This window comes from Streptomyces albiflavescens, from assembly GCF_014645835.1.
Taxonomy (GTDB): domain Bacteria; phylum Actinomycetota; class Actinomycetes; order Streptomycetales; family Streptomycetaceae; genus Streptomyces; species Streptomyces albiflavescens.
This window is the reverse complement of the sequence record NZ_BMMM01000004.1, coordinates 460,753-471,213: the sequence shown is the minus strand read 5'-3', so window position 1 is coordinate 471,213 and position 10,461 is coordinate 460,753. Positions and strand designations below refer to the sequence as shown.

Here is a 10,461-nt window from a genome sequence, read left to right as displayed (position 1 = left end):
GGCTCTGAAGTCTTGTGCCCAGAGCCCAGCAGGTTGAAGCGGGTTTACATGGCCATGTCTGGTCGACTTGTGGCCACCGTGGCCCGCGGGTCCGTACGGTCCGCGCGGGGCGGACCCGTACGAGCCTTACGCCGCCGCGTCGAACCCCGTGTCGCGGGCCAGCTTCTTCAGCTCCAGAAGCGCGTGCTTCTCGATCTGACGGATCCGCTCGCGGGTGAGACCGTGTTCCTTGCCGACCTCCGTGAGCGTGCGCTCCCGGCCGTCCTCGATGCCGTACCGCATCTTGATGATGGAGGCCGTGCGCTGGTCGAGGCGGCCGATCAGGCCGTCCAGCTCCTCGCTGCGCAGGAGGGTCATGACGGACTGCTCGGGCGATACCGCGGAGGTGTCCTCCAGCAGGTCGCCGAACTGGGTCTCGCCCTCGTCGTCCACCGCCATGTTCAGCGAGACCGGGTCGCGGGCCCAGTCCAGGACGTCACTCACGCGCTCCGGCGTCGAACCCAGCTCGGTGGCGATCTCCGCGTGCTCCGGCTCGCGCCCGTGCTCACGGTTGAACTCGCGCTGCACGCGCCGGATCCGGCCCAGCTCCTCGACCAGGTGGACGGGGAGGCGGATCGTGCGCGACTGGTCGGCGATGGAGCGGGTGATGGCCTGGCGGATCCACCACGTCGCGTACGTCGAGAACTTGAAACCCTTGCGGTAGTCGAACTTCTCGACCGCGCGGACCAGGCCCGCGTTCCCCTCCTGGATCAGGTCGAGCAGGGGCAGGCCGCTGCGCGGGTAGCGCCGCGCGACAGCCACGACCAGCCGCAGGTTCGAGCGGATGAAGATGTCCTTCGCCCGCTCGCTCTCGGCGACCAGCGCCTCGAGCTCCTCGCGGGACGCGTCCGCCCGGGCCTCTTCCTCACCGTCGAGGATCTGCCGCGCGAACACACCCGCCTCGATGATCTGGGACAGCTCGACTTCCTTGGCGGCGTCGAGCAGTGGCGTACGCGCGATCTCGTCGAGGTACATGCCGACCAGGTCGCGGTCGGCGATCTCGCCGCCTACGACGCGAACACTGCGTGCCGCGTCGGCGGTCTCGCCGGTGGCGGACTGACGACGGGCGACGGCACGGGTTGCCATGCGTGCTCCCTTGCGATGGTGGCTTGCGGGTGGTCCTGGACTTCGGGCTCACCCTCCCTGGGTGCCCGGCATCCGAAGGAAACAACGACTGGAATCCGGACAGAATTCCCAAGCCGCCCCTCGATTTTTCTGATCATGCAGTACCCTGTCCGGCCACAGAGGAGGACGGATGCCGTCGGAACGTACAGAGGTGCAGGTCAGGCCAGGAATCGAGAGCGATCTCGACGCCCTCACGGACATCTACAACCACTACGTACGCGAGACGCCCATCACCTTCGATACCGCGGTCTTCACGCCGAAAGAGCGTCGCTCGTGGCTGCTCTCCCACCCTGAAGACGGACCGCACCGTCTGATGGTTGCCACGGACGGGGATTCACAGACGATTCTTGGGTACGCCACATCCAGCGCCTTCCGTGTGAAGCCCGCGTACGACACCTCCGTGGAGGTCACCATCTATCTCGCCCCGGACGCCGGTGGCCGTGGTGTCGGCACCCGTCTCTACAAGGCCCTCTTCGAAGCACTCGCCGACGAGGACCTGCACCGCGCCTATGCCGGCATCGCCCAGCCCGAGACGAACGAAGCGTCCGTGCGGCTGCACGAACGCTTCGGGTTCCGCCACGTCGGCACGTACCGCGAGGTGGGCCGCAAATTCGGCCGCTACTGGGATGTGGCCTGGTACGAGAAGGAACTCTCCTAGACCCCGTACGAGAAGGAACTCCCCTCGACCCCGCCGGGCTCGAGTCAGCCGAACTGCACCGACCGCTTCGCCATCCCCATCCAGAAGCCGTCGATCACGGACTTCTGCCCGGCCGGCCCACCGGCCGCGTCCGCCGCGCCCATGGTCACGAAGAGGGGGGCGAAGTGCTCGGTGCGCGGGTGGGCGAGACGGCCCGCCGGGGACTTGCGCTCGAAGTCGAGCAGCGCGTCCACGTCACCGGCGTCCAGGGCGCGGTGGCCCCAGTCGTCGAACTCGCTCGACCAGGACGGCACTCCCCCGCCGGCATGGCGCAGGGCCGCGAGATTGTGGGTGAAGAAGCCGGAGCCGACGATCAGTACGCCCTCGTCGCGCAGCGGCGCCAGCGTGCGGCCGATCTCGAAGAGGCGGACCGGGTCGAGGGTCGGCATGGAGATCTGCAGGACCGGGATGTCGGCCTCGGGGAACATCTCGACCAGCGGGACGTACGCGCCGTGGTCGAGCCCGCGGTCCGGGATGTCCTGCACCGGCATACCGGGCGCGCGCAGCAACTTCCTTACGGAATCTGCGAGTTCGGGCGCGCCGGGAGCTTCGTATGTCACCTGGTAGTAGTGCTCGGGGAAGCCCCAGAAGTCGTACACGAGCGGCACGGTCCGCACCGCGCCGAGGGCGAGCGGGGCCTCCTCCCAGTGCGCGGAGACCATGAGGATCGCCTTGGGGCGCGGCAGGCTCGCGGACCAGGCGGCGAGCTGGCCGGGCCAGATCGGGTCGTCGGCGAGCGGCGGGGCACCGTGGCTCAGATAGAGGGCAGGCATGCGCTCCTGCGAGGCACGCTCCTCGATGGCGGCGGACATGGCGGCTCCCTCCGGAGGGTTCGATGACCCGGCACTTGTACTTGAACTCTAAAGCTCCATGGTGGATCCTAGCGCGCTTTTGTTTAACATTCAAGAAGAGGCTCGTACAGTGGTGTACATGAACACGGCATCCGCTGAAGAGCCGCGCTGGCTCACCGACGAGGAACAGCGCATCTGGCGTGCGTACATGCACGCCACCACCCTCCTGGAGGACCACCTCGACCGCCAGCTCCAGCGTGACGCGGGCATGCCGCACATCTACTACGGTCTGCTCGTCCAGCTCGCCGAAGCACCACGCAGACGGCTGCGGATGACCGAGCTGGCCATGAACGCGAAGATCACCCGATCCCGGCTCTCCCATGCGATCGCGCGTCTGGAGAAGAACGGATGGGTGCGGCGCGAGGACTGCCCCTCCGACAAGCGGGGCCAGTTCGCGGTCCTCACCGAGGAGGGCCACGAGGTGCTGGGCCGCACCGCACCGGGCCATGTGGCCGCCGTACGCCAGGCCCTGTTCGACCGGCTCACCGCGGAACAGCAGAAGGCCTTCGGCGAGGCCATGCGTGTCATCGCCGAGGGACTCCAGCCGAAGGACGCGGGCGCGGACCTGCCCTGGCTGCGCTAGGGGGCTTCTGATGGATCTCCGCGGCGTCGCGACGCCCGGCACGCACTCTCGCCGCACCGGACAAAAGCCCTAGTAGCTCCGCTACGAGGACTTCCGCCCGGCACACCGAGAGCACGCACCGAACGCCGCTCCTTCTTCCACGGAGATCCATCAGAAACCCCCTAGGGCCCTCCGGCCGATCATGCCGGCGGCGGCCGATCGTGTCGGCGGCGCGGGGAGTTCCGGCAGCGCCGTCGGACGGGAACCCGGACGCGGGTCCGCCCCGGCTCCGTCGAGTGCGGAGCCGGGGCGGACCCTGGGGTTCGTACGGACGAGGCGTCCCCACCCCGCGTCCGTACGCGAAGTGCCCGAAGTGTCGGCGGTACGGGTGATCAGTGGGCGATCACGGGCACCTTCACCTCGTCCTCGATACCGTCGCCCGCACCGGCATCGGAGGCCGAAGTGACGTCCGGGCGGCCGGTGTTGATGAAGGTCGCGGCGACCGTCGCGGCGACCACGAGGATGCCGACGGCGAACCAGATCGCGTTGGTGTAGCCGTGCACCTGGCCCTCCAGCTGGACCAGCTGCTGCTGGGACTTGGACGCGGCACCGGCGATGTGGTCCTTGATGTACGAGGTGGTCGCCGAGGCGGCGATCGTGTTCAGCAGGGCCGTGCCGATCGCGCCGCCCACCTGCTGCGAGGTGTTCACCATCGCGGAGGCGACACCGGCGTCACGCGGCTCGACGCCCAGCGTGGCCAGCGACATGGCGGGCATGAACGCCGTACCCATGCCGAGGCCGAGCAGCACCATCGACGGCAGGATCACACCGGCGTACGAGGAGCCGATCTCCAGCTGGGTGAGGAGCAGCATGCCGACCGCGGCGACCACGAAGCCCGGAGCCATGAGCAGACGCGGAGCGACCCGGGTCATCAGGCGGGTGCCGATCTGCGTGGAGCCCACCATCATGCCGCCGATCATCGGCAGGAAGGCGAAGCCGGTCTTGACCGGCGAGTAGCCCTTCACGATCTGCAGGTAGTACGTCAGGAAGAGGAACAGACCGAACATCGCGATGATCGCGAGGCCGAGGGAGAGGTAGACGCCTCCGCGGTTGCGCTCGGTGATGACGCGCAGCGGCAGCAGCGGGGCCTTGACCTTGGACTCGGTGAGGATGAACGCCGCGAGCAGGACGGCCGAGGCGATGAACAGGCCGACCGTCACGGAGTCGCCCCAGCCGTCGGACTCGGCGCGGGTGAAGCCGTAGACGAGGGAGACCAGACCGAGGGTGGACAGGACGACACCCGGTATGTCGAGCGGCGAGCGGTTGCGGCCGCCGGCCGGCTCACGGATGACGAAGTACGCGCCCGCGGCCGCGATGATCGCGAACGGGATGTTCACGAAGAACGTCCAGCGCCAGTCGAGGTACTCGGTGAGGACACCGCCGAGGATGAAGCCCACGGCGCCGCCACCACCGGCGATCGCGCCGTAGATGCCGAACGCCTTGGCGCGCTCCTTGGGCTCCGTGAACATCACGGCGAGCAGCGAGAGCGCGGCGGGCGCGAGCAGCGCGCCGAACGCACCCTGCAGGGCGCGGGCGCCGAACATCATCGCCTCGTTCGTGGCCGCGCCGCCGATCGCGGACGCGCCGGCGAAGCCGATCAGACCGGCGACAAAGGTGCGCTTGCGGCCCCACAGGTCGGCGATCCGGCCGCCGAAGAGCAGCAGACCACCGAAGGCCAGGGCATAGGCCGTGACGACCCACTGGCGGTTGCCGTCCGAAATCCCCAGGTCCTGCTGGGCGGAGGGGAGCGCGATATTCACGATGGTCGCGTCGAGGACGACCATCAGCTGGGCCAGCGCGATGAAGGTGAGCGCTTTCCAGCGGTTGGAATGGGCGTCGGCCTCTGCCGCTTTCGCGGTGGCCTTGGCTGTTTCAGACATGGGGATACCCACTTCGGTACTTCGTAGCGAAAAAAGGATGCGAGAGAGGGACGGCTCGTCGTCGTCGACGGCCGGAAGCTTTGTGCCAGTTCTGACTGGTGCTGCGCGCTGAACTAATCGGTCAGGTGGACGGCGTGGTCGGTCACGCCCGTCTCATCTCCTCCACGGTGGCGGCCACTCCGGGCAGTTCGGAACGGGCCGGGGCCCGCAGACCGTCCAGGAACAGCTGCAGATGACGGTGCACGAAGCGGTCGAAGCCCTGGCACGCGGTGCCGGGCAGCGGCCGGGTGAGCTGGCTGACGGCGACTATCAGGTCGCCGAACTCGACGTCGGGGCGCAGCTGTCCGGCCTCGCGGGCGCGGGCCATCAGCTGCTCGACCAGGTCGGTGATCCGGTCGCGCGCGGCCACCAGATCGGGGTGGTTCTGGTCGAAGGCCTCGGAGAGCATCGGGCACAGGGCGCCGATCCGCTCGTCGGCGGAGAAGTGCACAAAGCCGCCCAGCGCCTCGAAGGCGTCGCCACCCCCGGCGATCGCCTCCTCGGCCCACTCCGACGTGCGGTCCATGACCGAGCAGACGACCTCCCGCGCCAACGCGTCACGGTCAGGGAAGTTGCGGTACACCGTGGCGTTGCCGACCCCGGCCCGGCGGGCGATCTCGTCGAACGGCACCTCGGGGCCGAACTCGACGAACATCTCGCGGGCCGCGGCGACGATCCGCTCCCGGTTGCGCAGGGCATCGGCGCGCGGCCGTACCACTCGACGCTGCACGGGGGTGGCGGTTTCCACGGCGTACTCCTCGTCTTCCCTGCGATGCGTGACGGCTGTGAGGCCGGTGCTCGAAGGCTGTGATGCGATCCGGGGATTCGCTCCCCGTTTCGCGCGGACGTATGGCTAAACGGGGAAACGATCCCCGGTTATTTCCCACCCACCGGATTCTTTCCTGTGACCCGCATCACATGTCCGTCCGGTCCTCCGGAGGGCCTCCAACGGGCCCTCCCGCCGAGAAACCCACGATCGGGCTCCTCCAGCGCGCGCCCGCCCCGCCGTCGACACAGGGTGATCGCAAGGGTGCAGCCGGAGATCGGTGGCTGCCGTGGAGCGAAGGACCCCCGCATGCAGCCGACCAGCCGCCGTCGGATACGCCCGCGCCGCGTGGCAGCGCTCGCCACGGTGACCGTTCTGACGCTGGCGGTCTCCACCTCCGCCGGCACCGGGCACCTCACGGCGGGCTCCACGGCGGCGGGCTCCATCGCGCTGGCGCATTCCACGGCGCTCGGCCCCTGCATGATCAGTGGCTCCATGGGCGTACAGATGGGGGAAGGCATCCCCACCGGGGCCGGCTACTCCCGTTCCACCGGCATCGTCCGTGCCCTCACCCTGATGGTCGACTTCTCCGACGCGCCCGGAAAGGGCAGCGCGCTCGACCGCTACGACGAGTTCTTCCCGAAGACCCAGCGATGGTTCCGCACAGCGTCGTACGGCCGCCTCGACTACCGCCCCGCGACACCCATCAAGCACTGGCTGCGGATGCCCAAGCCCTTCAAGGCCTACGACATACAGCGCGGCGCGCCCTTCGACCCCGGCTACCGCGATCTGGTGCAGGACATAGTGGCCGCGGCCGACCCCACCGTGGACTTCCACGCGTACGACATCCTGAACGTCCTGGTGACGCCGAACGCCGGGCCCTCCGCGCTGGACACCGTGCTGTCCGTGACCTTCGCCGGCAACACGGAGGCGCCGGTCGCCGACGGCGTCCCGGTCTCCAACGCGTCCTTCGTCTACAGCCGCCAGGACGACGGCTCCGGCTCCTACGCCGACACCGGCTACCGGGTGCTCCCGCACGAGAACAGTCACACCTTCGGCCTGCCCGACCTCTACACCCAGGACGGCGGGGGCGCGGTCGGCCACTGGGACATCATGAGCGAGGACTGGGGGGCCGGCAACGATCTGCTGGGCTGGCACAAGTGGAAGCTCGGCTGGCTCGACGACTCCCAGGTCCGCTGCGCCGCCGCCCCCGGCACCACCGAGTACACGCTCACCCCGCTGGCCCGGCCCGGCGGCAACAAGCTCGTCTTCGTTCCCACCAGCACCAAGACCGGGTACGCCCTCGAACTGCGCACCCGCGGGGGCAACGACGAGGCGGTCTGCCGTCCCGGCATCCTCATCTACAAGGTCGACGCGGATGTCGACACCGGGAACGGCCCCATCACCGTGTACGACTCCCAGCAGGACAGCGGCGGCTGCACCCGCTCCCCCAACGTGCACGCGGAACTCTCCGACGCGCCCTTCGAGGCGGGCGAGACCTTCAAGGACCCCAAGACGGGCGTCACGGTCCATGTCGCCGAGGTGGACCACGCGGGGAACTACCGGGTGTCCGTGACGCGGCGCTGAGGGCCCGCGGGTGTGTCCGCCGACCGCCGCCGGCCTCCACCAACCGCTGCCGACCGCCGCTGACCTGCTGGAGTGGCCGGGCACGGGTGCCGGGCACGCACTACGGTGTCTCTTCTGAGAGCCGCAACGGAGAGCCCATGCCATCGAATGTCGTGCCGGCCCCCGGGGCTGGGACCGGACCCGGGACCGCGGTGCCCGCCGAGGCCGTCACCCCGCTCGTCCGCGGTATCGCCGTACTGCGGCGGCTGACCGAGGCCGACGGGGTGTCCAGCCTGAGCGGACTCGAACGGGCGACCGGGCTCGCGCGTTCCACCGTCGACCGGATCACGGCGACCCTCGCGCGCATGGGGTACGTACGCCTCGACGGCCGGGACGCCGTACTGGCCCCCCGTCTGATGGAACTCGGCAACGCCTACCTCGCGGCCCTGCGGCTCCCCCGCCTCCTGGACGCGCACGCCGACGCGCTCGCCGACGAACTGGACGAGTCGGTGTCCCTGGCCGTCGGCGACCGGGACGGGATCCGCTTCATCCACCAGGCGACCCGGCGCCGCGCCATGTCCCTGAGCTTCCGCATCGGCGACCTGCTGCCCGCCGAACGCACCGCGCCGGGACCGCTGTTCGCCGCCGAATGGGGCGAAGAGGAGTGGACGCGCTGGCGCGAACGCCGGGCGGCCGACCCGGAGGACCGCGGCTTTCCCGCCGTACCGGCTCGCAGTCGGCCGTACGAAGCCGAGGACGCGGCAGACGCCGCACCTGCCCGACTCCCCACCGTCGGGGACGACTTCGAGCAGCGTGCAGCCGAGGCCCGGGAGTCCGGGTGGGCGCTGGACGACCAGTTGATCGAGCCGGGGCTCGTCGCCGTGGCCCTGCCCGTACGGGAGGCGGGGCGGGTCGCGTGTGTGGTGAGCGTGGTGAGTCACACCAGCCGGCACACCGCGGCCGACCTGCGGGACACCCTGCTCCCGCGGCTGAGGACGGCCGTGGCGGCGATGGAGCGGGAGTTGCGGCAGGCGCCGCCCGCCGCACCGGATGCCGCGTCCGGGCTCGCCACCTGGACCGGCGCCTCCAAGCAGGAGCTGGGGCGGGAGTTCGTCGAGTCGCTGGCCCGCGGGCTGACCGTGATCACCGCCTTCGGCGAGGGCCGCGCCGAACTGACCCTCACGGAGGTCGCCCAGGCCACCGGGCTCGCGCGCGCGACGGCGCGCCGCGCCCTGATCACCCTGGAACACCTCGGATACGTCACCCCGCACGACCGCGTCTTCCGGCTCACACCGCGCGTCCTGGGCCTCGGCTTCCCTCCGCTGTCGCGGACCTCGCTCTCCGAGATCGCGGCCCCGCACCTCACCGAACTCTCACAGCGGCTGCACGAATCGGTGTCGCTCGCGATCCTGACCGGCGACGAGATCCAGTACACGGCCCGTGTCTCCACCAGCCGCATCATGAGCGTCAACATCGCCGTCGGCTCACGGCTGCCCGCGTACGCGACCTCGCTGGGCCGCGTGCTGCTGGCCGGCCTGCCGGAGGCCCGGCTGCCCGAACTGCTCCCGCGGACCCCGCGCACCATCACCGCCCCGGAGCGGCTCAGAGCCGAACTGGACCGCGTACGAGATACCGGATACGCCCTGGTCGACGAGGAGTTGGAGGAGGGGCTGCGGTCCGTCGCCGTACCGGTGCGCGAGCGCGGCGGGCGCGTCGTCGCCGCGGTGAACGTCGCCATGCACAGCAGCCGCCGCACCCCCGAGGAGTGCGTCAGCGACGTGCTGCCCGAACTCCATGCCGCGGCCGGCCGCATCGAGGCCGATCTGCGGGTCGCGGGCCGCTTCAGGCGCGTACCCGTCAGCTGACGACGTACCCATCGGCTGATGGGCAGCGCCCGGCTGAACGCCCTACCGCCCCGGCGAAGGTCCTCCGACTCGTGGCCTCCGAGGGCCTGGAAGCCCTGAGACCGCCCCTTCATTCAGGGGCGGGGGCGTGCCGGTGCAGCGGGCCTCCCGACCGCCGAGGTCGACCAGGCGGCCTCACCCCTGGTCGCCCACGTCATCGCCACGGCCACCAGCGAGGCGCCCCGTCAACGAAGTCGTCATCCTGCAGTGCATGTGCCGCAGGCGGACACGGCCGCGCGCCAAACCGGTCTGAGTCCTGCCGGACCGGCCCCGCGCGGGGATCCCGGCCCTTCGGCGTTTTGCCGGTTCTCTAAAATGCCCCCATGGCTTCCACCACTCGACGACCCTCCAGCGCGGCAGGCCGACGGTCCGCACTCGAAAAGCGGATCCTGTCCGTGATCGAGGAGCTGCTGCGCGATGGTGCGAGCTACACCGAGCTGAGCGTGGAGCAGATCGCCCACGCCGCGGGCATCTCGCGTTCCACCTTCTACCTGTACTTCCGCGACAAGGTGGATGTGCTGCTGCGGCTGAGCGGCTCCCTCAAAACGGAGGGCTTCGTGATAGCGCAGGCCTGGCGGCCCTACGGCCCCGACGGGGGGCTCGACGGCCTGGCCCGTACCTACGAGCTCATCCTGGAGCATTACCGCAAGCACGCGTCTCTGCTCTCGGCGATCAACGAAGTCGCCACGTACGACCCGGCGGTCCGGGAGTCATGGACGGCGGATCAAGACCGTTTCATCTGCAACACGGTCGCGGTGCTGAAGGAGGAGCAGCGGGCCGGCCGTACACCCGCGGACATCGACGCCGAGCTCGCCGCGAGGATCATCGTCCAGGGAGGCGGTCAGGTCATCGCCCAGCAGCTCTCCGGCAGCGACAGGGACGACGCCGCGGTCGCGCGCGAGCTGGCAACGGGCTACTGGTACGGCGTGTACCGCCGCTCCCCCGGAGCGAGTGCCGGCTAGCCGGGATCGG

General features: G+C 69.9%; 9 protein-coding genes. 5 read left to right on the top strand and 4 right to left on the bottom strand.

Going from position 1 to position 10,461, the window contains the following annotated elements:
* Nucleotides 1-126: 126 nt before the first annotated feature.
* A complete protein-coding gene (locus IEY95_RS14490) occupies nt 127-1,125 on the bottom strand; it encodes a sigma-70 family RNA polymerase sigma factor (protein ID WP_189186385.1) in 999 nt (332 codons plus the stop codon).
* Between the two features lie 169 nt (nt 1,126-1,294).
* Between IEY95_RS14490 and IEY95_RS14485 the strand changes: the two genes are divergently transcribed.
* A complete protein-coding gene (locus tag IEY95_RS14485) occupies nt 1,295-1,822 on the top strand; it encodes a GNAT family N-acetyltransferase (protein ID WP_189186384.1) in 528 nt (175 codons plus the stop codon).
* 44 nt (nt 1,823-1,866) lie between these two features.
* Here the strand turns inward: IEY95_RS14485 and IEY95_RS14480 are convergent, their stop codons facing one another.
* A complete protein-coding gene (locus IEY95_RS14480; RefSeq protein WP_189186519.1) occupies nt 1,867-2,634 on the bottom strand; it encodes a dioxygenase family protein in 768 nt (255 codons plus the stop codon).
* Between the two features lie 157 nt (nt 2,635-2,791).
* Here IEY95_RS14480 and IEY95_RS14475 point away from each other — a divergent pair, with 157 nt between their 5' ends.
* Nucleotides 2,792-3,295 (top strand): MarR family winged helix-turn-helix transcriptional regulator, encoded by a 504-nt coding sequence (locus tag IEY95_RS14475; protein ID WP_189186383.1) that lies wholly within the window; start codon nt 2,792-2,794, stop codon nt 3,293-3,295.
* A 371-nt stretch (nt 3,296-3,666) separates the two neighbouring features.
* On the opposite strand, the gene IEY95_RS14470 is transcribed toward IEY95_RS14475, so the two are convergent.
* Together IEY95_RS14470 and IEY95_RS14465 are read right to left on the bottom strand one after the other, a co-directional pair.
* Nucleotides 3,667-5,214 carry an MFS transporter gene (locus tag IEY95_RS14470; RefSeq protein WP_189186382.1) on the bottom strand — a complete coding sequence of 516 codons (1,548 nt, stop codon included), beginning with the start codon at nt 5,212-5,214 and terminating at the stop codon, nt 3,667-3,669.
* A 142-nt stretch (nt 5,215-5,356) separates the two neighbouring features.
* A complete protein-coding gene (locus tag IEY95_RS14465; RefSeq protein ID WP_189186381.1) occupies nt 5,357-6,001 on the bottom strand; it encodes a TetR/AcrR family transcriptional regulator in 645 nt (214 codons plus the stop codon).
* 327 nt (nt 6,002-6,328) lie between these two features.
* Between IEY95_RS14465 and IEY95_RS14460 the strand changes: the two genes are divergently transcribed.
* The 3 genes from IEY95_RS14460 to IEY95_RS14450 all read left to right on the top strand — a co-directional run bounded on the left by IEY95_RS14460 (nt 6,329) and on the right by IEY95_RS14450 (nt 10,451).
* Nucleotides 6,329-7,606: a M6 family metalloprotease domain-containing protein gene (locus tag IEY95_RS14460; protein ID WP_189186380.1), complete on the top strand. Its 1,278-nt coding sequence runs from the start codon at nt 6,329-6,331 to the stop codon at nt 7,604-7,606.
* A gap of 137 nt (nt 7,607-7,743) precedes the next feature.
* The gene (locus IEY95_RS14455) at nt 7,744-9,450 is read left to right on the top strand and encodes an IclR family transcriptional regulator domain-containing protein (protein ID WP_189186379.1); all 1,707 of its coding nucleotides are present in this window, start codon (nt 7,744-7,746) and stop codon (nt 9,448-9,450) included.
* A gap of 362 nt (nt 9,451-9,812) precedes the next feature.
* The gene (locus IEY95_RS14450; protein WP_189186378.1) at nt 9,813-10,451 is read left to right on the top strand and encodes a TetR/AcrR family transcriptional regulator; all 639 of its coding nucleotides are present in this window, start codon (nt 9,813-9,815) and stop codon (nt 10,449-10,451) included.
* Nucleotides 10,452-10,461: the final 10 nt, after the last annotated feature.

Bases quoted from the DNA above. Each gene is read 5' to 3' on its own strand.
- IEY95_RS14460 (WP_189186380.1), top strand. From the start codon at position 6,329: ATGCAGCCGACCAGCCGCCGTCGGATACGCCCGCGCCGCGTGGCAGCG.
- IEY95_RS14485 (WP_189186384.1), top strand. From the start codon at position 1,295: ATGCCGTCGGAACGTACAGAGGTGCAGGTCAGGCCAGGAATCGAGAGC.
- IEY95_RS14455 (WP_189186379.1), top strand. From the start codon at position 7,744: ATGCCATCGAATGTCGTGCCGGCCCCCGGGGCTGGGACCGGACCCGGG.
- IEY95_RS14480 (WP_189186519.1), bottom strand. From the start codon at position 2,634: ATGCCTGCCCTCTATCTGAGCCACGGTGCCCCGCCGCTCGCCGACGAC.
- IEY95_RS14450 (WP_189186378.1), top strand. From the start codon at position 9,813: ATGGCTTCCACCACTCGACGACCCTCCAGCGCGGCAGGCCGACGGTCC.
- IEY95_RS14490 (WP_189186385.1), bottom strand. From the start codon at position 1,125: ATGGCAACCCGTGCCGTCGCCCGTCGTCAGTCCGCCACCGGCGAGACC.
- IEY95_RS14470 (WP_189186382.1), bottom strand. From the start codon at position 5,214: ATGTCTGAAACAGCCAAGGCCACCGCGAAAGCGGCAGAGGCCGACGCC.
- IEY95_RS14475 (WP_189186383.1), top strand. From the start codon at position 2,792: ATGAACACGGCATCCGCTGAAGAGCCGCGCTGGCTCACCGACGAGGAA.